General features: G+C 70.6%; 27 protein-coding genes. 7 read left to right on the forward strand and 20 right to left on the reverse strand.

All coding sequences use genetic code 11. From position 1 onward, the window contains the following. Window positions 1-17: 17 nt before the first annotated feature. From ACSNOD_RS08135 to ACSNOD_RS08225, 19 genes are all read right to left on the reverse strand, one after another. Window positions 18-209 (reverse strand): hypothetical protein, encoded by a 192-nt coding sequence (locus ACSNOD_RS08135; protein ID WP_436766096.1) that lies wholly within the window; start codon window positions 207-209, stop codon window positions 18-20. A gap of 66 nt (window positions 210-275) precedes the next feature. Then, window positions 276-1,715, reverse strand: coding sequence for a DNA/RNA helicase domain-containing protein (locus ACSNOD_RS08140; protein ID WP_436766097.1), 1,440 nt, complete (start codon window positions 1,713-1,715; stop codon window positions 276-278). Beyond that, the gene (locus tag ACSNOD_RS08145) at window positions 1,712-2,584 is read right to left on the reverse strand and encodes a hypothetical protein (RefSeq protein WP_436766098.1); all 873 of its coding nucleotides are present in this window, start codon (window positions 2,582-2,584) and stop codon (window positions 1,712-1,714) included. Before ACSNOD_RS08145 ends, ACSNOD_RS08140 begins: the two co-directional genes overlap by 4 nt. A gap of 80 nt (window positions 2,585-2,664) precedes the next feature. After that, entirely contained in the window at window positions 2,665-3,204 is a 540-nt protein-coding gene (locus tag ACSNOD_RS08150; protein WP_436766099.1) for a hypothetical protein, read from the reverse strand. A gap of 2 nt (window positions 3,205-3,206) precedes the next feature. Further along, window positions 3,207-5,126 (reverse strand): hypothetical protein, encoded by a 1,920-nt coding sequence (locus ACSNOD_RS08155; protein ID WP_436766100.1) that lies wholly within the window; start codon window positions 5,124-5,126, stop codon window positions 3,207-3,209. 130 nt (window positions 5,127-5,256) lie between these two features. Beyond that, window positions 5,257-5,460 (reverse strand): hypothetical protein, encoded by a 204-nt coding sequence (locus ACSNOD_RS08160; RefSeq protein WP_142197572.1) that lies wholly within the window; start codon window positions 5,458-5,460, stop codon window positions 5,257-5,259. After that, on the reverse strand, window positions 5,460-5,936 hold the full coding sequence (locus tag ACSNOD_RS08165; RefSeq protein WP_436766101.1) for a hypothetical protein: 477 nt from the start codon (window positions 5,934-5,936) through the stop codon (window positions 5,460-5,462). The genes ACSNOD_RS08160 and ACSNOD_RS08165 overlap by 1 nt, the downstream gene beginning before the upstream one ends. A 211-nt stretch (window positions 5,937-6,147) precedes the next feature. Continuing rightward, complete coding sequence (locus ACSNOD_RS08170; RefSeq protein WP_436766102.1) at window positions 6,148-6,480, reverse strand: hypothetical protein; 333 nt, start codon at window positions 6,478-6,480, stop codon at window positions 6,148-6,150. 307 nt (window positions 6,481-6,787) lie between these two features. Continuing rightward, on the reverse strand, window positions 6,788-8,542 hold the full coding sequence (locus ACSNOD_RS08175; RefSeq protein ID WP_436766103.1) for a DUF2637 domain-containing protein: 1,755 nt from the start codon (window positions 8,540-8,542) through the stop codon (window positions 6,788-6,790). Next, entirely contained in the window at window positions 8,539-8,799 is a 261-nt protein-coding gene (locus ACSNOD_RS08180) for a hypothetical protein (protein ID WP_436766104.1), read from the reverse strand. Before ACSNOD_RS08180 ends, ACSNOD_RS08175 begins: the two co-directional genes overlap by 4 nt. 228 nt (window positions 8,800-9,027) lie before the next feature. Next, complete coding sequence (locus ACSNOD_RS08185; RefSeq protein ID WP_436766105.1) at window positions 9,028-9,225, reverse strand: hypothetical protein; 198 nt, start codon at window positions 9,223-9,225, stop codon at window positions 9,028-9,030. A gap of 149 nt (window positions 9,226-9,374) precedes the next feature. Continuing rightward, entirely contained in the window at window positions 9,375-10,178 is an 804-nt protein-coding gene (locus tag ACSNOD_RS08190; protein WP_436766106.1) for a hypothetical protein, read from the reverse strand. 233 nt (window positions 10,179-10,411) lie between these two features. After that, window positions 10,412-10,603: a DUF5999 family protein gene (locus ACSNOD_RS08195; protein ID WP_436766129.1), complete on the reverse strand. Its 192-nt coding sequence runs from the start codon at window positions 10,601-10,603 to the stop codon at window positions 10,412-10,414. A gap of 211 nt (window positions 10,604-10,814) precedes the next feature. Next, window positions 10,815-11,246 carry a hypothetical protein gene (locus ACSNOD_RS08200; protein ID WP_436766107.1) on the reverse strand — a complete coding sequence of 144 codons (432 nt, stop codon included), beginning with the start codon at window positions 11,244-11,246 and terminating at the stop codon, window positions 10,815-10,817. Window positions 11,247-11,347: 101 nt separating this feature from the next. Then, window positions 11,348-11,656 (reverse strand): WhiB family transcriptional regulator, encoded by a 309-nt coding sequence (locus ACSNOD_RS08205; RefSeq protein WP_436766130.1) that lies wholly within the window; start codon window positions 11,654-11,656, stop codon window positions 11,348-11,350. 212 nt (window positions 11,657-11,868) lie between these two features. After that, window positions 11,869-12,342 (reverse strand): ATP-binding protein, encoded by a 474-nt coding sequence (locus tag ACSNOD_RS08210; RefSeq protein ID WP_436766108.1) that lies wholly within the window; start codon window positions 12,340-12,342, stop codon window positions 11,869-11,871. An 8-nt stretch (window positions 12,343-12,350) separates the two neighbouring features. Next, the gene (locus ACSNOD_RS08215) at window positions 12,351-12,683 is read right to left on the reverse strand and encodes a hypothetical protein (protein WP_436766109.1); all 333 of its coding nucleotides are present in this window, start codon (window positions 12,681-12,683) and stop codon (window positions 12,351-12,353) included. A gap of 145 nt (window positions 12,684-12,828) precedes the next feature. Next, window positions 12,829-13,062 (reverse strand): hypothetical protein, encoded by a 234-nt coding sequence (locus ACSNOD_RS08220; protein WP_436766110.1) that lies wholly within the window; start codon window positions 13,060-13,062, stop codon window positions 12,829-12,831. A 569-nt stretch (window positions 13,063-13,631) separates the two neighbouring features. Next, window positions 13,632-14,096, reverse strand: coding sequence for a hypothetical protein (locus tag ACSNOD_RS08225; RefSeq protein ID WP_436766111.1), 465 nt, complete (start codon window positions 14,094-14,096; stop codon window positions 13,632-13,634). A 189-nt stretch (window positions 14,097-14,285) separates the two neighbouring features. Between ACSNOD_RS08225 and ACSNOD_RS08230 the strand changes: the two genes are divergently transcribed. After that, window positions 14,286-14,618 carry a GntR family transcriptional regulator gene (locus tag ACSNOD_RS08230; RefSeq protein ID WP_436766112.1) on the forward strand — a complete coding sequence of 111 codons (333 nt, stop codon included), beginning with the start codon at window positions 14,286-14,288 and terminating at the stop codon, window positions 14,616-14,618. Between the two features lie 10 nt (window positions 14,619-14,628). On the opposite strand, the gene ACSNOD_RS08235 is transcribed toward ACSNOD_RS08230, so the two are convergent. Continuing rightward, window positions 14,629-14,922 carry a hypothetical protein gene (locus ACSNOD_RS08235; RefSeq protein WP_436766113.1) on the reverse strand — a complete coding sequence of 98 codons (294 nt, stop codon included), beginning with the start codon at window positions 14,920-14,922 and terminating at the stop codon, window positions 14,629-14,631. A 219-nt stretch (window positions 14,923-15,141) separates the two neighbouring features. Between ACSNOD_RS08235 and ACSNOD_RS08240 the strand changes: the two genes are divergently transcribed. The 6 genes from ACSNOD_RS08240 (at window position 15,142) to ACSNOD_RS08265 (ending at window position 19,070) form a co-directional block, all read left to right on the forward strand. Continuing rightward, window positions 15,142-16,464, forward strand: a complete 1,323-nt coding sequence (locus tag ACSNOD_RS08240; protein WP_436766114.1) for a hypothetical protein — start codon at window positions 15,142-15,144, stop codon at window positions 16,462-16,464. Window positions 16,465-16,473: 9 nt separating this feature from the next. Then, a complete protein-coding gene (locus ACSNOD_RS08245) occupies window positions 16,474-17,016 on the forward strand; it encodes a GNAT family N-acetyltransferase (protein WP_436766115.1) in 543 nt (180 codons plus the stop codon). Window positions 17,017-17,153: 137 nt separating this feature from the next. Then, complete coding sequence (locus ACSNOD_RS08250) at window positions 17,154-17,798, forward strand: RibD family protein (RefSeq protein ID WP_436766131.1); 645 nt, start codon at window positions 17,154-17,156, stop codon at window positions 17,796-17,798. Beyond that, window positions 17,798-18,271, forward strand: coding sequence for a deaminase (locus ACSNOD_RS08255; protein ID WP_436766116.1), 474 nt, complete (start codon window positions 17,798-17,800; stop codon window positions 18,269-18,271). The genes ACSNOD_RS08250 and ACSNOD_RS08255 overlap by 1 nt, the downstream gene beginning before the upstream one ends. 29 nt (window positions 18,272-18,300) lie before the next feature. Then, on the forward strand, window positions 18,301-18,627 hold the full coding sequence (locus ACSNOD_RS08260) for a putative quinol monooxygenase (protein WP_436766117.1): 327 nt from the start codon (window positions 18,301-18,303) through the stop codon (window positions 18,625-18,627). Window positions 18,628-18,755: 128 nt separating this feature from the next. Next, on the forward strand, window positions 18,756-19,070 hold the full coding sequence (locus ACSNOD_RS08265) for a helix-turn-helix transcriptional regulator (RefSeq protein WP_436766118.1): 315 nt from the start codon (window positions 18,756-18,758) through the stop codon (window positions 19,068-19,070). The last annotated feature ends 460 nt before the right edge of the window (window positions 19,071-19,530 follow it).

Below are 19,530 nucleotides of genomic sequence, written 5' to 3' on the forward strand. Positions count from 1 at the left end.
GGGGAGCGGGGGTGGGCTTATCCGAGCTGGCTGATCCATACGGCGACGCTGCTGATCGCGCCGCTGATGGCGGGGGCGATGCCGGTGGAGGCGAGGGTGAAGCCGAACAGCACGGCGGCGAGCGCGGGCCAGATCCGCAGGTAGCCGGTGCGGAGCAGGATCAGCACGGCGATTCCGGCGAGGACGACCAAGGAGACGGTCAGGGCCACGGTGGGAAGACTCCCTTTGAGGGATCGCAGGTAGCGGCCCCGGACGCTTGGGTCCGGGGCCGGTGCTCATTGGGGGAGGCTGATCAGGCCGGATGCGTCCTTGGGGGCGAGCTGCCCCTCACGGCGCAGGTTGCTGATCGTGGTGCGGATGGACCCGGGCTTGACGTCCCTGCCGCCGTCGTTGTCGAGCGCGTCGAGCAGGTCGGCCTCGGACAGGGGGCCGTCTTCGAGGGCCGCGAGGATGCGCTGGGCGTTGGTCTTCGGCATCGCCGGCATCGCCTCCAGCTCGGGCTCGTCACCCTCGGCGTACTCCAGGCCCGCCCCGTCCGGATCGGCGCCGCCCGAGCCTGCCTTGCCCTCCTTCGGCGGCGGGAAGATCAGGCGCAGCGGCTCGCCCGGCGGGGGCGCGCTGCCGTACAGGGCGCGGATCGCGGGGTCGTGCCCCTTGTAGGGCTTGAGCGAGCCGACCAGGAAGAAGCGCGCCATGGAGGACGACCGGTGGGAGGTCAGGTGGTAGCACATGCCCTGGCTGTTGACCTTGGTGCCGCCGGCGTCCTTGCGGCCGTCCCAGCGCCGGATGCGCCGGACGCGGCCGATCTCCTTGAGGATCGGCTGGAGGTTCTCGCCGGAGGGCAGCAGGCCGTCGGAGACCAGGGCCTGCATCATCTGCGACGACCAGCGAAGCAGGATCACTTCGCCTTCCTTGAGCATGGCCCTCAACGTGTCGCTGCCGCCGAGCTCGTCGAGGTGTCCGGCCTGGGCGGCCAGGACGATGCCGATGCCGACGCTGCGCCCGGTCCGACCGATCTCCTTGATGAGCTTGGCGGCCTCGGCTCGGAACGGGCTGCCCTTCTCCAGCAGGCGGTTCGCCTCGTCGATGACGACGTACTCAAGCGGGTCGGGGTCGTTGATGATGAACCCGGACCGGCCCAGCTTGGCGTACTTCTTGAACCGCGCTTCGGCCTTGGCAACGGCGGCCCGCAGCAGGCCCATCGCTTCCTTCAGGTCCGTCACGTGGGTTGCGACGTTGCCCTGGGCCTCGGGGACGGACTGGCCGCCCTTGAGGTCGGCGAGGTGCACGACGATGCCGGCCCGCTTGCAAGCGATCAGGAACGCCTGAAGGGCGCGGGACTTCCCGGCGCCGGTCGTGCCGAAGATGATGACGCGCTGGGCGTTGCCGGTCTCAGGGTCGTGCACCCGCATCCGCAGCGGCTCGCCGTCGTAGTACGAGCCGACCCGGATGCAGCCGTTCTCGTCCATCGTCAGGTCTTCCAGCGTGATCGCCCGCATGGTGGCGAGCGGGTTCACGGGGAAGACCCGGACGACGGCCTCGCGGCCGCGGCCCTGCTCGAAGATGACGCGGCTGGGGTCGTCGACCTCCAGCAGGTCGCACAGCGCGTCGTGGTCGACACCCTTCACCCCGCCGGGGCGGGTACGCAGGATGTACTCGCGCATCACCTTCTTCTCTTCGACGTGTTCCTTCGCGAGAGTTGCCGGCGACGTCACGGGTTCAGCTCCTTCGACAGGTCGTACTCGTTGACCTCCACCAGCTGCACGCCGGGCAGCGCGGTGCGGCTGATCTCGGCCCACACGTCTTCGTCGGCGATGGACGCCTCGGGCTTCGGCCCGATCAGCAGCATCGCGACGCCCGCGCCGTAGCCGGGGATGTCCTGAACCTCCAGCAGGGAGACCGGCAGGTTCATCAGCGCGGACAGGCGGCGCAACTTGATCTCCGGCACGGGCTCGCCGGGCGTCTTCGAGCCGAGCGCCACGGCGACGCGACGGCCGTCCTCGATCCGCTCGATGCCGATGATCGTCGTGTCGGGGGCGACGCCGCCGTCCTTCGCCGCGTGGATCGCCCACCACCGGGCGGCGGGGTCGTCGGGCAGGTCCTCGGCGACGGCGACCACGCTCGAGGTCTCCTCGCCGCCGTCGGTCTCCTCCTCAACGACCTCGGGCTCGGGGTCGATGTTCCACTTCGCGACGCGCTTGCCGAGGGCCGCCGGGCGCAGCCACCAGACGCCGGCCGTCCACAGCAGCACGGCGCCGCCCTCGATCAGCCTCGCCTGGGTGCTCGTCGCGGCGAGTTCGGCGATCAGGATCGAGGACAGGAGCCCGTGCGGCGTGAGGTACAGGAACGTCGCGATCGGCCGCTTCTGCGGGCGCGAGGTGACCAGGCGCGGGGACAGGAACGCTCCTCCGACGCCGAGGGCGACCGTCGTGATGAGCGCCGGAACGGTCGGCTGGTCGGTGAACAGTCCGGCGCCGGCCGCGCCCGCGCCCGCGATGGTGGCGAACCGGCCGACGCCCAGGGCGAGGGCGGAGCCCGCGCGCTGGGCGGTGTCGATGGCGGATTCGAAGTACGCGCCCAGCATCGGCGGCGCTCCTTTCCAGAGGATGGTGAAGGCGCCGACCCTGGGGGTGGGTCGGCGCCTTCGGCTGGGGGTGGGTTGGGTCAGCGGTTGCTGTACCACTCGCGTTCAGCGACGTCGTACGGGCCGGACTGCATCGCCTCGTTGACGGTGCCGTAGTCGGCTTCGTGGTCGCGGGCCGCGTTGTCGAACTCGGTCGACATCTCGGCCGCCTCGGCGGACAGCGCGTCGGCCAGGGCCAGGGACTCCCGCATGACGCCCGCGGCGTCGTGGTGCGAGGAGGTGACCGTGTCGTCGACGGCGAGGCTCGCGGCGACGTCGGCCAGGTGGTCGACCTGCTTCGCGCAGCCTTCGACGTACGAGTAGGCGCCCTTCACGGCCTGCGACAGCATCCGCATCGCGACCGCGGCGACCGCCAGGCGCGCGATGACGAGCGTGAACGTCATCGCGTCGGCGATGACGTCGACGATCCGCCCGCTGCTGACCGGGGCGAGCTCGCCGCCGTCGGCCGGCGCGTCGTTGTGCTCGCCCGCCGGGGCCGGAAGGTCCGGGCCGCCGGACGCCGCGGCGACCTCGGCGCCCGTCTGCACGCTGGTGGGCTCGATGGCTTCCGATTCGCTCATGGTCACACCCCGCTTCGGTCGTGATACTCGCGCTCGGCCGGTGCGACGTGGCCCGCGTCCTTCACCGCGTCTGCGCGGTGCTTGTCGGCCTCGATCGCGGTGTCCCGGGCGGTGAGGATCGCCTCGGACGCGCGCGGCAGGGACTTGGCGAGCGCTTCGGCCTTGTCCTGCACGCTCCCGGCGCGTTCCATCAAGCGGATGCACCGCTTGACCAGGACGCCGGGGACCTTCTTGTCCACGCACGTGGCGTAGAGGTTCTCCAGGCCGTTCTTCAGCCCGTCGCACTTGGAGGCGACGAGCCGCATATGGTCGACCCCGCCGAGGATCTGCTCGCTCATCTCCTCGTCGGAGTCGATCAGGTCGTACACGGTCAGGTCGGCGTCGACGAACTGGGTGTCGCCGATCTCACCGACCGCTGCTGCGGTTCCCATCACGATGGGGCTCTCTTTCGGTTCGGTGCGCGTCGGCGTGACGACCTCACCCTTGCCAGCGGGCAGGCCCTTCTGACCGGTCCCGATCTCTGCCGGGCGCCGGACGGAGGGCCTGCTGCGCACCGGCTCGCGCTCGAGCGTCACGGAGTAGGAGACGTCCCAGCCGGGCGGGGGCTTGAGCCACTCGCCGTCGCCGCCGGGCATGCTCCCGACGCCCTCAGACGAGCCGCTGCGGCCCGTACGACCGGTGCGACGCCGCTTCCCCCCAGGAGCACCGTCTCCGGGCTTCCTGCGGGCGCTGCGGCGCTTCCACGGGGGCTTCTTCCGGCGCGCCTTCCGTGTCTTCGCCGTACCGCCCTTGGGCGTCTTCGGCGTCGTCGACGTGCCGTCGCCGTCGCCCTTGTCGCCGGGCTTTGGCTTCTTCTTGAGGTCGACCTTCTCGGTGTCGTCCTTGCCCGCCGCCTTGTCGTCCTTCTTGGAGCCCTTGCCCGAGGTGTCGGCCTTCGCCCGTTCGAGTTTCGCCTTCCGCCTCTCGGCCTTGCGCTGGCGGCGGGCGTCGGCGTCCTTCTCGGCCTGCTTGCGTGCCGCGGCCCGGTCGGCGAGATCGGCCTTGCGCTCATCGGCCGCCGCCTGCCGCTGGGCCTTCGCCTCATCGGCCTTGCGCTTCTGGCGGTTCAGCGCCATCTGCCCGAGCGTGCCCGGCTTCTTCGACGAGCTGCCGCCCGATCCCCGGGACCCGGACCTGTCGGACGACCCGGCCGATCCCTTCGAACCCTTGCTGCCAGCGCCCGTGGAACCCGAGCTGGACGAGCCCGGGTTGCTGGACCCGCGCCGGCCGCCGCCGCCCGAGCCGTTGGCGGAACCCGAACCCTTCGAGTCCTTCGCTCCCGTGCCGCGCCCGCCGGCCCCGGTCGAGGCGTTGCCGGTCGAGCCCTTGGCGGCGCCCTTCTGCCCGAAGGTCCCGCGGCCGCCGCCGCCCGAGCCCGACCCGGACCCGCCGCCGGCACCTCGGCCGCCGCCCTTCGCCGCACCGCGCCCGAACTCCGGACCCGGCTGCACGCGGTTCTTCGCGCCCTTCTCCGCGTTGGCGACCTTCTGCTTGTCGGCCGCCTCGCGCGCCTTGTCGGCGACGGCGTCGTGGTGCTCACGGCGCGCCTTGAGGTAGGCCGCCATGGACCACGTGCCGCGTATCGCCGCGACGGCGATCGCCGCCATCGTGACCATCGCCATCGAGGCCGTCGCACGGGCCGGTGTGCCGGTTCCGCTTACGGCGTTGGCGACCATCTCCCCGGCGACGTTGTCGGGGTCGTGGTCGCTGCCGTCCTCCTCGCTGTCGGGCACGTGGAAGGGCAGCGAGAAGTCGGGCGGCGGAGCCGTGCTCGGCGGCTCCGGCAGGCCGGGGACATCGTCGTCGTCCGGAGTCGATCCGGGCGGCGACAGGTTGAATGTCGGAAGCGTCAGGACGTCCGCGCCCCGGTCGTCGTCGGCCATCGGCCTATCTCCTGTTGACTACTTGACGTAACCAGATTCCCTCGCGTACGCGCGCGCGTGACGCGCGCGTGTGGCGACAGCCGGTCCGCCGGATTCTCTGGATTCGGCGTTGATTGTTGAACGCGTAGAGTCACCGCTCCTCGAGGGCCTTCTCGAGGTACTGGCCGAGCTGCTTGGCCAGCGGTTCCCACATCGGGTCGTCCTCGGAAAGCCGGGCGCGCGCCATGTCGATCAGGACGATGACGCGCGCCCGGTGCCCCTCGGCAGCGTTGATCCGAGGGGCCCACAGCTCCGCCTGGAGCCGCTTCGAGCGAGCGGGGTCCTTCCCCGGCATCAGCCCGTCTTCTTCAGGTGCGAGAAGAACGGCGACGGGTCGACGGCGGATTCCGCTTCCCGGGCCGGCGGGGCCTCGATCTGCGGCTGCGCCTTGCCCGCCTTCAGCTCCGCGACCCGCTCCTTGTGCGCCTTCTTCTCGGCCCTCGCCTCCGGCAGTTCCTCGTAGTTGGCCTTGTACCGGGCGGCGTACTGGGTCAGGTGCCCGATGAAGCTCTCCAGGTCGGCGACGGCCTCGGTGAAGGGCTTCATCGTCTTGCGCGCCCGCAGGTAGCGGGACCACGGCAGGTCGCCGTACAGGGCCGGCCGCTCGGCGATGTCGGCGTCCAGCTCGCCCGCCAGGGCCTTCATCTCGGCGAGCAGCGGGGCGAGGTACTGCCTGCGCTGCTCGATGAACACCCTGCGCTTCTCGGGGCCCTGGGCGAGCAGGTCGGGCGTCCAGACGCCCTTGCGCGACGGCTTGTCGTCGGTCGTCATCAGCGTTTTCTCCTCGGTGCGATCCGCTGGTGCGCGGGCTGGGGGTGGGTGGGTGCGGGCCTGGGCCGCCGCATCCGTGCTCGGGGCGCGGGTGCGGGTGAAGTGGCCTGCCGGCCGTGGCCGTCACCGGCCCCGCGCTCACGCTCGGGAGCGTGGACGCGCGGAGCCGGGGGCGACCATGAGCGGCAGGTACTTGCCGAGGCGGTGGCGCTCAGGCGTTCGCCGGAGCGCTCGCCTTGGCGCTCACGAGAGCGTCCTGGGCGCTCTCCTCGACCTGCTCGCGCAGGCGCTGAGCGGTCGGGCGGGAGACAGGCTCGTCGGACAGGCCCGCCTCGGTGAGCGCGTCACGGATCTCCGTCCACTGCGGGCGGCGCCCGAGCTCGGTGTAGAGGAGACGGATGCGGTCGTGACGGCGCTCGGTGAGCGCGTCACGCTCGCTGCGCGTACGGGGGCCGTCCGCTCGGTGAGCGTCGTCGTCCTCAGTGGTGCGCTCACCGGTGCGAGCGCCGGAGGTGAGCGCCGGAGGTGAGCGCCGGACGCTCACGCTCACCCTCGGCGTCACCAGAGGTGAGCGCGCTCATCTCCGGGTGAGCGTCGCCTCGCGTCGCCTCGCCTCGCCTCGCCTCGCCTCGCCTCGCCTCGCCGCTACTTTCCGTAAACGGCGGGGCCGGGGTGCAATAGGCGCTTTCCGGGCTGCTGGTCGGCGCGGACCATGCGGGTGGAGCGGGTGGAGCGGTCGGCCTGGCGGCCGCGGCCGGCCCCCGCCACCGCCCCGGCCCGGCGGCGGGCTGAAGGGGTGGTGCGGGGGGCGACCGTGGCCGCCAGGAGGACCCTCAGATCAGGTGCCGTTTTCAGGCTGCGGCCTGATCGGGAGCCTGGTTTCCGCCGCGCTTGAGGAGTTCGACGGCGCGGGTCTTGCGGTCCTGCGCGGAGCCGGTGGAGATGCCCAGTTCGTCGGCGATGACGCGGACGGTGACCGCGCTCTCGCCCCGGGCCTGGATCATCGCGACGACCCGGTGCACGTCCCATTCGACCTGGGACATGCGGGCCAGAGCGGCGGCTTCGACCGCACGGGCCTCGTGTTCAGCCGCCCGTGCCCGGCGTTCCGCGGCCTCCTCGATCGCGGCCTCCTCCCGGGCCTTCGAAGCGGCGATTTCCTCCTTCTCCAGTTGCTCCTGCTTGGCCGCGTTCAGCGTCGCGGCGCGGTGTTCAGCCTCCTTCCGCTGGTGTTCAGCGGCCTCTTCGAGAGCCTTCTTGGCCGCGGCTTCGGCCTCCGCCCGGCGCTGCTCCTGCTCTGCGATGCCGGCCTTACGGGCGGCCTCCTCCCGCTGGGCGCGGGCGGCGGCATCCGCCTGGATGCGGCGCTCGGCCTCGGTGGCCTGCGTGACCATCTGCTGCTTCTCCAGACCCCAGCTGGCCTGCGCCTTCTCCCGCTCGATCTGGGCGAGGGTGCGGCGCTTCTCGGTCTCGTCGGCGAGCTGCTGCGCTTCGGCGGCGGCCTGGTCCTCGGCGAGCTTGAGCGCGTGCTGACGCTTGGCTTCGCGGAGTTGAGCATCGGCCTCGGCGCGCTGAATCTCCGCCTGAGCCTCGCGTTCCGCTTCGGCTCGGGCGATCTTCAACCGGCCCTCGGCGCGGATCTTGTCGACCTCCGCCTGAATGCGAGCGGCCCCGAGTTGAACATCGGTTTTCACCCGTTGAATTTCGGCCTCGGCACGCTGAACGGCGGCCTGTGCCTCCCTCTCGATCCGCTTACTCTCCTCCACCAGCGGCACCGCGAGGGCCCGCTCCACGCTGAACCCGAAGGGCGCCAGCTTGAACGGCAGCAGTTCGTTCGCCGTCGCCACCCTCCGCCAGCCCCGCGGGTCGCCGGCGTACTTCTGCCGCAGGCCCTCGCGGTAGATCTGCAGCTGCTGGTGCTGAGCGGCGACCTCCCCGTACGGGAGGTTGTAGAGCCGCATCCGGCGGGCCAGACGGGGCGTGGTCAGCGGGGAGAGGAGCCACCGGGTCAGCGGGACCGACCCGAGCGGGGTGGCGCCGGCCAGCAGGTCGGCCATCCGGCCGATGTAGTGGCGGGCGGCCTCCACCGCGATGATGAACAGCACGGGGATGACACCGTGCATGGACGCCGCCAGCGGGTCGGCCGTCCACGGCCCCGTCGGGGCGGCGGCGTTGAACGTCACCGTGGCGGCGGTCAGCCCGTGGGCGGCCCAGCGCAGGATCGGCATCGGCATCCGCTTGCGGATCATGTAGAGGTCGAGCGCCAGGAGCACGAGGATGCCGGCGTCGATGCCGATGGGGAACGCGTAGGAGAAGAGGCCGAAGCCCTTGCTCGCCGCGAGGTTCTTGAGCGTGGTGTAGGAGCCGGTGAAGCCGATCGCGGCGAGGAGGAGGCCGCCGACTCCAGCGAAGACGGCGATCAGCCGCATGGCGCGCGGGTCGTCGTCGTCCGGCTCAGTGCCGGCCCCCGGGGCGTCGTGCTGCTCCTGGACGTCGTCGTGGTGGTCAAGGTCGTGGTGGCCGGCCGGGCCGGGGCCGTCCCAGGAGCGCGGATCGTCGTCGCCGTCCGGGCGGATCACGTCGGGCTTGCGGAAGTCGACGGCGGTCATGTGCTGCGCTCCGGGTCGTCGGTCGGGATGAACGGGGCGAGGGCCAGGCCCACGCACAGCCGGACCGCGCCGAACACGGCGAGGCCGACGGCCAGGTGCAGGCAGGTGGGCCACAGGCCGTTCACGAACAGGTCGAACAGCGCGAGGACGGTGGCGGCCAGCGCGGTGAGCGTGGCCAGCAGCGCCGCGAGCGGGCTGTGCGCCACGCACGTGTCGTCCGTCGCTTTGTCGGCGGCCGGGGCCGTGGTTGTACTCACCGGGCACCCCCGCTGGTAGCGTTGACCATGCGAATCGCTCCCTTATCAGCGGATCGCGAGAACAAAGGAGAGGCCCCCTGGACCGGGGCCTCTTCCCTTTGCCGAGCCATCTCCGGCTCTCCGGACCCGCCACGGCCTGGCGGTCGTGGCGAAGCGGGACAACCGCCGGCCCCGAGCGCGGAGGTCGTCACCGGCCGGGGCCGCGGCGGTCAGGTTCAGCACCGCCTCTCAGCCGCGGTGCTCCTTGAGGTACTGGGCAAGCTGGATCTTCACGCTCGCCATGCCGGTGTAGGCGTCCATCACCGCCCAGGCACCGTGGTTCTTCTCCGCCTCCTGGAGCAGCCGGTACGCCTCGCCGACCAGCTGGTCCGGGTCGGCGTCGATGTGGCGCAGTGGGCTGGTCAGGCGGGCGAGTCTCCCGGCCATCGCATCTCCTTCGTGTTCTGGCTCCTGGACTGTCACCAGGAGCAGCGGGCGGATCAACGGGGCCGCCCGGGGTGCGGGCGGCCGGCGTGCGGTGGTGGCGCGGAGCGGGCGGCGAGTTGCCCCGCGCTCCCGCCGGACGGGAGCAAAACTCAGGCCGACGCGCGGTCCGCCGGGTCGCCGGCAAGGCGGGCTACCTCACGCAGCCGCTCACGCTGCGCCTCGATCAGCTGTGCGGCCCTAGCGGCGAGCGGGGTGGCGCGGTCCCAGTGGTCGACGCCGTCTCGCACGATGCGGTACTGCGGGAGCGGGGAGGTGTAGTCGTCGACGTGGCAGATCTCCCAGTCCGACGCGTCGTACCCGATCTCCTTGGCGACCACGGTCAGCGCGAGTTCCTCCTCCCAGCCGGCGACGCCGATCTGGTCGGCGGCAACCTGCGCGAGCTGTGCGGCGACCGCGTCCCACTCGTGGGCTGCCTGGGCGGCGGCTCGTTCGGCATCGGTGAGGCGGAGCAGCTGCGCGCGCCACTGCCCGTCGCCGGTGTCCCAGAACTGCTCGAACGTCGCGATCAGCCGGTCTCGCGCCGTCGTCCAGGCATGCCACAGCGGGGCGGCCCTGTGCAGGAGGGGCTTGGCCTGTCGGCGGAGTCGGGCGTGCGACCACACGATCTCCGCCACCTCGTACTGGCGGGACAGGGAGCACCAGTCCTGCCAGCCCAACGGGAGCTCGCGGCATGCGGCCTCGGGCAGGCGGGGCCTGTCCTCCAGGCCGGTGAAGGGCGCGAAGGAGTAGACGACCCAGCCGTCGCGCTTGCCGGGCGAGGTGCCCAGGAAGTGCGGGTGGTTGAAGCGAGAGGTGTCGATCGGGGAAGTCGCCGGGGCCGACGGGGCCGCGTCCTGCCGGCGAGGCAGGCCGGTGTCGTCCAGCGGTGTCTTGAGCGGGATGGTGTGGGCCATCGGTCCTCCATCGAAGAGCAGCGAGCCCGGGTCCTTCCCGGGCGGGGCCGGGCAAAAGGGCCGGCGGCCCGGGGCGCGGGCGACCGGCCTGGAGACGTGCGGTGAGGCGGGCGGGGACTTGCCCGCGGCTCCCGCGTGGCGGGAGCAGGTCAGCTCTCGGGGAACGGCGCGCCGTGCCGCCGGAGGCGGGCGCCAGCAGGCTCGGTGGTCGGCGCGGGCGGATCAGGCAGCCGTCAGGCCGCGACCGCGAGCGGCCGGTGCGGGGCGATGACCTGGCCGTCGGGGAGCAGCTCGCCGGTGTCCTCGAAGACCAGGACTGCGTTGCACAGCAGGCTCCAACCCTGCTCCGGGTGGCTGGCCACGACGTGCGCGGCTTCCCGGTCAGAGCTGTCGGCGGCCGGACACTTCGGGGTGTGCGGACACAGCGCGTCCGGTAGCCGACGGGCCGTACGGCTGTCGCCGATCGCAGTGTTGAGGTGGGTGCTGGAGTCCATGGACTCTCTCCTGCAAGGGGGCGAAGCCCGGGGCCTTCCCGGGCTGGAGACGTACGGAAAACCGGCCGTCCGCTGCACGGGCGGCCGGCTGGCAGTGGCCCGGTGGGCAGACCGAGGGAACTCCCGCCGGGCGGGGGCCAGGTCAGCGGCCGGTGTACGGCAGAGCGCGGCAGGTCTCGGCGTGCTTCTGGGCCCAGGCCCGAGCCGCGGTGACCAGCGGCAGCGCGTGGGGGGCTGTCTCGTCGGCATCGGCGTACAGCAGGAACACGTCTGTGGCCGGCACCTCGTGCTTCGAGTCGATGCAGCCGTGACCGGTGCACTGGGCGAGCGCGGCGAACTGGACCGTGTACTCCTCGGCGTCCCACCTCTCGCCCCGGCCGAAGCGCTTGCCGAAGCGGATGTGCAGCTCGGCTTCGACGACCGCTCCGGCGACGGCGCTGAACCGGCCCACCGTCTCCTTCTCAGTGAGGCAGGCGAGGATGCACCGGCTGTCGCTGGCGAGGTACTTGCGGTGCTCGCGGATGTGTTCGGTGACCGTCTCGGTGACGTCGGGCGCGGTGGCGGGATGCAGCATGGCGTTCTCCTATGCGTAGAGGGCGGGGACGGCTGTCCGGCGCTCCCTGCCCCCGCCCGCGCCGGGCGAGACGGGACGGGGGCAGGCAGCCGCTAGAGTGATCAGGAGGCGTTGTGGGCAGGGTCGCGGGCTGCGCAGCGCGTCATCCGGCGACGCTCCTCCGCGTCGGTGCCGCCCCACACGCCGAAGCGCTCGCCGCGGGCCAGCGCCTCCCGGAGGCAGCTCTCCTCCAGCGGGCAGCGGCGGCAGATGGCCTTCGCCTCCTCGGTCTGCAACAGCGCCGACGCACTCTCGCCGACCGGGAAGAACAGCTCAGGGTCCTCATCGGCACATGCCGCGCGGGGCGGGTGCGGCGCTGCGGTGGCGACGGGCGCGCAGGTGTGAGTGCGGGCGACGGACGAGCAGTTCATCAGGGCCTCCCAGAAGATCAAGGGCAGAAGAACGGCCTCCCCGCGCCCCTCCGGCCGCGGACGCCGGACGGTGACGGCAGATGAGGGAGGAAGGAGCAGGCCACGCCGGGGCGCGGGCGTGCGGTGGTCCCGGCCCTGCGCGCGAGCGACGTACGCCTCGCGCCTCCCAGGGCTGACCTTCCGCACCCCGGCCCCCGCGGCGGAACGGACTTCTACGAGCAGGGGACGAGGCAGCAGATCTTCTTGCCGACCGGCGAGCAGGCGACCTTCCAGCCCGGGGCCAGTACATCCAGCAGCGCCAGGCCCCGGCCGGAGACAGCCTGATCACTGTCCATCGGCCTCCGGCTGCGGCGCGGCAGCATCTCCGGTTCGGGATCGTGCACCCTCACCGCGACGCCGCCCCCGGTGAGGTACACCTCGACCACCACCGGCACCGACGGGCCGCAGACCCGCACCGCATTGCCGACCAGCTCCGAGACCACCAACTCGACGGTGTCGGCCACCTCCCGGTCGACCCCGTAGGAGATCAGCACCCACCCGGCCAGGCGCCGCACCGCAGGGAAGGTGGTCTCCGACGCGGTGACGTGCGCCGTGAACCCGCGCTCCTCCCGGTGCCGCACATACAACCCAGGCCGAGGGGCCGGCAGCTGCGGCCGCTCCATCACCATCTCGGCACCCACAGCCATCGCGGCGCTCACCGCGGCCTACTACCCGTCACGCGCCCATCGGGCACCAGGTGATCGGACGTCGTCCAGGCCGACCCGATCGCGAAGGACTCGGCACCGGGCCGCAGCACGTCCTTCACGATCAGCGCCCACTGCGCGCTGCGGCGCCCCAGCAGCGCGCGGGCCCGCTCCGGGTCCCGGACAAGCTCCAGGACCTCGAACGCTCCGTCGACGTTCCGGTAGATGGCGCCCGGCTGCCGCGGGCCGATCTGCTCGTCCACGACCCGGCGCAGCCCCTCCAGGGCCACCGGGTCCGGCTCCGCCGCCGCTGCGGCCGGCTGCTGTGCGATGCTGACGTTCATCAGGGCCTCCCATTCAGGTCCTGGACAACCCTCGGGGGGCTCATCCCTGAGGGTTGTCGCGTTGAGAGAGGCTCGGGCAGGGGCTGCCCGGCTCCCCGTCACCGCCCGTTCCGGCCGGGGCCGGGGCGAGCGGATCAGGCAGCCGTCAGACCTGCTCGAACGCGAGCACGCTCTTGACCTCCGTGCCCTGGAGGGCCACGACGGTGAGCACGTTGCCGTCGCGGGTCCGTAGCCGCTCGCCTTGGGCGGTCTGGGTATGCACGACCGGATCGAGGCCGTGCACCGTGTTGACGCCGATCAAGTGGTACGCCTCCTCCGAGGTCAGCCGGTCAACCTCGCCGGCCGGGACGATGTACTGGTGGTTGATCAGCAAATTCATGAGCTCTCCTGCCGGGGTCGGGTGGGTGGTGGAGCGTGAAGTCCTCCGCGCTCTCCACCGCTCACCGGACCGCCCGGAGGCGGGTCGGTGAACGACTGGGCAGCGCGGGGCTGCGATCGTGGTTGCGCGGCGCCCCGGTGTGCGGGGCGCCGGATCTCATCGAGACGCGGACCGCGAGCCGTCCGGGAGATCCGTCCGGAGGGGCCAGTGCGGTTCAGGTGTGCCGCGTCGTTCTTTAACGTCGCGAGGGTGTCGACCCTCCGTGCTCTCCCGCAGCGATGAGCCCTGCGGTGTCGTCGCACGCGTCGGCTGCCACCACCAGCGGTAATGGCGCCTCGCGACGGGTTTCCACTCACCCCCCGGCCGGTGCCGTCACGGCCGGTACTGCGGTGGTGGATCACGCTGTGGAGTTCTCAAACAGCGGCCGCTGCCTTCCCCCTCGCGCTGTCGCGGTCGTCGGGGTCCGGGCGGTACCAGGAGGGCCGAGGGTCCGGCTCCCTCATCCGGCGCCGCCCACGGGGCGGGGCGGTTCCGGGTGGGAGAGCCGGGTCCGTGAGGACCCGGCAGGGTCAGGCAGCGCGCGGCAGCGGCTCGGCGGCCGGCACGGAGCCGGTGGGGGAGGGGCGAAGCATCTGCGCGCCGACCGCGAGGGCCGCAGCCATCAACTCCTCGCGAATCCACTCGGCGACCGAGGGCTCCAGGGCCTCGAGCAGCCGCTCGCGGACTCGCTCGGTGACCGACGGGTCGGCCGCGACGATGTCCCGGGCCGCGTCCCTGCGCGCCGCGAGATCGGCGGCGACCTCGTCCTGCGCCATCGTGTGGCCGCCCCTCGGGCCGGCCGCGGCGTCGAAGCGGACCACCTCGTCCGGAGTCACGAGCTCGTGCATCTCCAGCGGCGTACCGAACACGACGTCCAGGTCGATGCCGGCGAAGTCAGGGAGCGGCACCTCGACCGTCTCCAGGAGCGCGAGCGTCTCAGCATCGAAACCGACCTCAGTGACGAGGCTGGCGGCGGGGCGGCGGACGACGTTCATGAGGGTGGTGCTCCTCTCGGTGGCGCGGTGGCCTTAGGCCTGCGCTAGGCGGGCACGGAGGGCTTTGCCGACCAGAACACCTCGTCGGCATAGCTAACTTAGCTGATACAGTTCGGAGCGTGTCAAGCGGTTCGTTGAGGAAGATGTGGAAGATAGCTAAGGCGAGGGGGCGCCCCTACGATGTCGCTCATGAGCAACGAGGCCGTGCAGCCATACCAACGGATCGTCCAGGACTACAGAGAGAAGATCCTCCTGGGGCGACTGGCAGCCGGCGCCAAGCTGCCGAGCACCCGAGAGCTCTCGGAGGAGTACAGGGTGGCACCGGGTACGGTCCAGCGAGCTCTGTCTGAACTGCGCGCCGCCGGATTGATCTATTCCCACCAAGGTCGCGGTTCCTTCGTACGCGACACCAAAAGCGACACTGACGCAGATCCAACTACCCGGGCCATCAAGGCTCTCGAGTCCCAAGTCGCGGAGCTGTCCGCACGCCTGGACAAGATCGAGAAGGGGCGTGATGGCTGACACCGTGCCCTCACCGAGCCCGCCGACCGGCCAACACGGAAAGCCCTGCGAGGAACAAGCCGGACGGAATGCTGCTGACGACCGCGACCAGGATGTCCCGCACCACCAGGAGCAGAACCAAGACGATCAGGAAAGCGCTCAGAATCGCTGCGGCGGGGATGGCGGCTTCCCTCCAGCCTCGCGGCATCAGTGGGGCTGCGGACTTGCTGCACCCGCAACCACAGGAGTGAGCGACGGGGGCATTGGAGGCGAGATCGGTGGGCCGACCGTGCGCGTCGGTCACCACATGCCGTTCGTGGGGCATGGCGTCCTCCTCAACTTTCCGCGGTCCGTGCGAACTCGTCGAACGCAACTCTCTGACGGGGGAGCATGACCAAACGAGGTCCGACATCGGCCCCGTACCGGACCACTCCGGGACATGAAGCGGACCGCTAGCGGACCAAGGCCCTCGCTCTGCTGACTAGCCGCCATCGCAGCACGACACTGGCGCTGCAGAGCACGTATTCGTGACTCGGGAGGACTGGTGGCCGGCAACGCACGCAAAGGAGACCCACGCACGAAGCTGGAGTTCCTGCTACGCCAGCAGCCGCGCACTTACGAGGAGATCGTCGACGACTTCAAACGTCTGGCCGAACAGCTAGGCGAAGACGTCACCCTCAGCACACGGCATCTCCGGCGGCTGGCCCGCGGGGAGCGGGCCAGCACCACCCCAGTCATGCGACGCGTTCTGCAACAGATGTTCGGGAAACCGCTCGATGAGCTTCTCGCCCCCTGGAGCGGCGAGGTCTTAGCGGCGGTAGACGCATCCACAGGGCTGGTCCTGGCTACAGGGCAGCCGGCTGCGGACCGGGAGTTGATTGAAATGGCAGCACGACGCGCTAAGAGCTTCGCCCTCGCGGCAGGTCAGACTGAACTGACATCCGACGTCATGGAACAGGTACACGCGGACGTCCAACGCATAGCAACGGATTACCCGCAGCTGCCGCTATCGGAACTGCTGCAAGATCTGGTCACGACGCAGGACACAATCTTCACGTTGTTGGAGCAGCAACGCCGTCCCGCTCAGGCGCGCCAGCTGTACTTCCTCGCGGGTGTCACGGGCGGGCTGCTCGCAAAGGCCTCGCATGACCTCGCTGACCCGCACGCGGCACTGACGCAGGCGCGGACGGCTTTCGTCTGCGCAGACAACGCCGACCACAACGGGCTGCGTGCGTGGATCAGAGGCATTCAGTCTCTGGTCTCGTACTGGGCCGGCCGAACACGCGAGTCCGTACGCTACGCGCAGTCTGGCGCCGAATTCGCGACGTGTAACACCTCCAGCGTGTGGTTGCCAATGAACGAGGCCCGCGCCTGGGCAGCACTGGGCAACGCGAACGCGGCACGAGCCGCCATCGAACGCGCCGAGAACGCCTGGGGCAGCGTTCAGAGAGACGAGGTAGACGAGCTGGGCGGCCTGTGCAACTTCGGCCGGGCCCGACAGATCTACTATGCGGCCGAGGCCCTGTCGTGGCTGCCGTCGCAAGCCACAGTCGCGGGTGACTATGCAGCGCGCGCCGTGGTTGCCTATGAGGACAGCTCATCTGCCGAGTGGGCGTTTGGGGATCAGGCGGGCTCGCATAGCGCCTTGGCTATCGCTCGCATCCAGCTTGGTGAGCTGGAAGGCGCTGAAGAGGCCGTCACGCCGGTTCTCGAGCTCGCACCCGAGCAACGCATCAATGGCATCATTCACTGTGCGCAACGGGTGCACCGCGCCCTGCGGGACTCGCCATTCGCCGATGCTGGCGCCGATCTCCAGGAAAAAATCGAGCTCTTCACCCGCACACCGCTCAAGTCCCTCCCGCGCTAGGAGTCTCCCTTGCCGTACCCGATTCGGCTGGCCGGCGACCGTATCGTTCTGCGTGAATTCAGCATTGATGACGTCGATGACGTCCTGGACATCATCGGCGACGACAAAGTGACGGCGTTTCTGTCCTTCGACAGTCGCTCACGGGATCAGGCTGAGGCAATGGTCAAAGGCACCGTGGAACGAGCTCAGCAGGAGCCGCGGACCGAGTTTTACCTAGCCGTGACCAAGCAGGATGATGAACGTTTGATCGGGTTTAGTCGGATCGGCCTCTCCGGTGTTCAAGCAGGCAAATTGGGCTATGCCATTGCGGCAAGGGAGTGGGGCCGCGGCTACGCAACAGACGCGGCCCGCACGCTGGTGACCTACGCGTTCCGCGACGTGGGCCTGCACCGGATCAGCGCGGCGATCGGCCCTGACAACGCGGCCTCCATCGCCGTCGTGGAGCGGCTCGGGTTCACGAGGGAGGGCGTATTGCGGGATCACGTCTTCACGAACGGGGCGTGGCGCGACAGCGTGCTGTACTCCGTTCTCGCCCACGAATGGAGGCGGTGATGGCAAGTCCATCGGAGCATCGCTCCCCCCAGGGGCGGCTGGGGTCCGTGTGTCCTGCGGCGGCGCCCTCGGTCACAGGGAAGAAACTGCTGCCGGAGCAGGCGATCGCGCGCCCGTACGTTCTGCTGTCCGCCGCCATGAGCGTCGACGGCTACCTGGACGACACCAGCCCCGACCGGCTTCTTCTGAGCAACTCGGACGATTTCGACCGCGTCGATGAGGTCCGTGCCTCCTGCGACGCCATCCTGATCGGCGCCACCACCCTGCGGAAGGACAATCCGCGCCTGCTGGTGAACTCCGCGGCGCGCCGCGCGCAGCGCGCCTCGGCCGGCAGGCCGGAGTACCCCCTGAAGGTCACGGTCACCGCGTCCGGTGACCTCTCCAGCGGTCTGAAGTTCTGGCACCACGGCGGCGAGAAGCTCGTGGTGACCGTGGACGGCGCGGTGGAGAAGTTCCGGGCGACATTGGGTGATCTCGCCGACGTGGTTGCCGTCGGGCCGGAGCTCGACTGGGGCCTGGTCCTCGATGAGCTCGGGCGTCGCGGCGTGCGCCGGCTCATGGTGGAGGGCGGCGGCACGATTCACACGCAGCTCATGGCCGCGGATCTCGCCGATGAACTGCATCTCGCTGTCGCCCCGCTGCTGGTCGGCCAAGCCGGCGCCCCGAAGTTCCTGGGCTCCGCCGACTACTCGGGCGGCTCGACCGCGCGGATGCGGCTGCTGGAGGCCCGCGCGATCGGCGACGTCGTGCTGCTCCGCTACGCCCCGAAGGAGCGATCCTGATGAACGTCTCTTCCGTCGCGCACGAGCGCGACCTGTACTGGATGCGCCGGGCGATCGATCTGTCGAAGCTCTGCCCGCCCTCCGAGGGCGCGTACTCCGTCGGTGCGGTCATCGTGGCCGCCGACGGGAGCGAGCTGTCGTCCGGCTACAGCCGGGAGACGGATGCGCGAGTGCACGCCGAGGAGGCGGCGCTGGCGAAACTGCCCGCCGGCGATCCGCGGCTGAAGACCGCGACGATCTACAGCACATTGGAGCCCTGCTCTCAGCGGCGGAAGCGGGTGACCCCCTGTGCGCAACTGATCCTCGCCGCCGGCCTACCGCGTGTCGTGGTCGCCTGGCGCGAGCCCGCGGTATTCGTCGCCGACTGCGTCGGGATCGAGCAGCTGTCGGAGGCAGGAGTGGTCGTGGAGGAGCTGTCCGAGCTCACGGCCGCCGCCAAGGCGGTCAACGCACACCTGGGGGTCGATTCATGACGAGCACGTACCCACACGGAGGAGACACGGTGGCCAGCGGATATGCACTGACGGTGCGGTTCACCCTGCGCGATGACGCGGCGGCCGCAGCGTTCGACGCGCTGGTCGCGCAGACCATCCAGGGCATCCGCGGCGAGCCCGGCACGCTCGTGTACACGGTGCACGCGCCCGTGGACGAGCCGCTGGTGCGGGTCTTCTACGAGCTCTACGCCGACCACGACGCGTTCCTGGCGCACGAAGACCAGGAGCACACCCGTCACTTCCTCGCCGCCCGCGGCGAGTTCGTCAGCGGCGTCGAGGTGGCGTTCCTCAACGAGCTGACGGACTTGAGCAAGCGTCCCGGGGCGGGGCAGTGACGGCGTCGCTGAGCGCCGATTGCCGGCCGACCGGTGTGTTGTCGTCCAGCCGAAGAGAACCAGCAGCGCACGGTGCGGCGGATGGCCACGACCGGTCCGGTGATGTATCTTTCGGTAGATCATCGATCATGAGAGGCTGCACGATGCCGGATCTGGACCCCTTGGAGCGGGTCGACGCTCTGCTGGACGAGGTCCTGCCGCCGCCGCGCGTGCGGCAGCAGTTGCGCCTCGCCGCGGGACTCTCCCAGCAGGAGGTCGCCGATGCCGTAGGCGTGAAGCGCCTGGCAGTGGCTCGCTGGGAGCTGGGGCAGGCCCACCCGCGCCGCCCGCACCGCTCGGTCTACATGCACCTGCTCAAGAGGCTCGCGGAGCGCTACCCGCAGGCCACCGAGCCGGGTGAGGGCATGCCGACGCCGCCTTCGGATTCGAGGGGGTCGGGATGACCTAGCCGGCCACCGGCCGCGCGCGCCGAAGGAGGACTCGCCATCCTCTGGCCTCGCGCGGCCCGTCTCACCGCCCGGATTAGCCACCGGGCGGGTGCTCAGATCTCGGTTAGCCCCCGACTCTGAGCTGCGGCTCGCCGAGCCGCTCATCTTCACCAGGCCCCTTGACAGGGCCAACACAACACCCGCGGGGCCCCGGCCAAGGGGCTCTGCGGTTAGGTCCGCCGACCCGGCCAAGGATCGGCGGTCCATCCACACGAGTCATCGAGCTCGGCTCCTGCCAGGGAGCCGGTCTCGGTTGATCCATATGGAAGGTGTAGGGCCATAGTGCACGACAGTGGTGTCCCTTGTCAGCTCGACCCTGTCCGTTTCGGGCCGGTTAGGGCCTCCAGAGCTTCCCGGGTGACGGGATTCGCACATCCTCTTTGCCCTGTTCACGGCATTAGTCACGAAGATTCTT

This window comes from Streptomyces sp. URMC 123 (assembly GCF_051386515.1).
Lineage (GTDB): Bacteria > Actinomycetota > Actinomycetes > Streptomycetales > Streptomycetaceae > Streptomyces.

Coding starts and splice junctions, on each gene's coding strand:
- ACSNOD_RS08145 (WP_436766098.1), bottom strand. CDS start 2,584: ATGCTGGGCGCGTACTTCGAATCCGCCATCGACACCGCCCAGCGCGCG.
- ACSNOD_RS08150 (WP_436766099.1), bottom strand. CDS start 3,204: ATGAGCGAATCGGAAGCCATCGAGCCCACCAGCGTGCAGACGGGCGCC.
- ACSNOD_RS08155 (WP_436766100.1), bottom strand. CDS start 5,126: ATGGCCGACGACGACCGGGGCGCGGACGTCCTGACGCTTCCGACATTC.
- ACSNOD_RS08160 (WP_142197572.1), bottom strand. CDS start 5,460: ATGCCGGGGAAGGACCCCGCTCGCTCGAAGCGGCTCCAGGCGGAGCTG.
- ACSNOD_RS08165 (WP_436766101.1), bottom strand. CDS start 5,936: ATGACGACCGACGACAAGCCGTCGCGCAAGGGCGTCTGGACGCCCGAC.
- ACSNOD_RS08175 (WP_436766103.1), bottom strand. CDS start 8,542: ATGACCGCCGTCGACTTCCGCAAGCCCGACGTGATCCGCCCGGACGGC.
- ACSNOD_RS08185 (WP_436766105.1), bottom strand. CDS start 9,225: ATGGCCGGGAGACTCGCCCGCCTGACCAGCCCACTGCGCCACATCGAC.
- ACSNOD_RS08190 (WP_436766106.1), bottom strand. CDS start 10,178: ATGGCCCACACCATCCCGCTCAAGACACCGCTGGACGACACCGGCCTG.
- ACSNOD_RS08200 (WP_436766107.1), bottom strand. CDS start 11,246: ATGCTGCATCCCGCCACCGCGCCCGACGTCACCGAGACGGTCACCGAA.
- ACSNOD_RS08205 (WP_436766130.1), bottom strand. CDS start 11,656: ATGAACTGCTCGTCCGTCGCCCGCACTCACACCTGCGCGCCCGTCGCC.
- ACSNOD_RS08210 (WP_436766108.1), bottom strand. CDS start 12,342: ATGGCTGTGGGTGCCGAGATGGTGATGGAGCGGCCGCAGCTGCCGGCC.
- ACSNOD_RS08215 (WP_436766109.1), bottom strand. CDS start 12,683: ATGAACGTCAGCATCGCACAGCAGCCGGCCGCAGCGGCGGCGGAGCCG.
- ACSNOD_RS08220 (WP_436766110.1), bottom strand. CDS start 13,062: ATGAATTTGCTGATCAACCACCAGTACATCGTCCCGGCCGGCGAGGTT.
- ACSNOD_RS08225 (WP_436766111.1), bottom strand. CDS start 14,096: ATGAACGTCGTCCGCCGCCCCGCCGCCAGCCTCGTCACTGAGGTCGGT.
- ACSNOD_RS08230 (WP_436766112.1), top strand. CDS start 14,286: ATGAGCAACGAGGCCGTGCAGCCATACCAACGGATCGTCCAGGACTAC.
- ACSNOD_RS08235 (WP_436766113.1), bottom strand. CDS start 14,922: ATGCCCCACGAACGGCATGTGGTGACCGACGCGCACGGTCGGCCCACC.
- ACSNOD_RS08250 (WP_436766131.1), top strand. CDS start 17,154: ATGAGCGTCGACGGCTACCTGGACGACACCAGCCCCGACCGGCTTCTT.
- ACSNOD_RS08255 (WP_436766116.1), top strand. CDS start 17,798: ATGAACGTCTCTTCCGTCGCGCACGAGCGCGACCTGTACTGGATGCGC.
- ACSNOD_RS08265 (WP_436766118.1), top strand. CDS start 18,756: ATGAGAGGCTGCACGATGCCGGATCTGGACCCCTTGGAGCGGGTCGAC.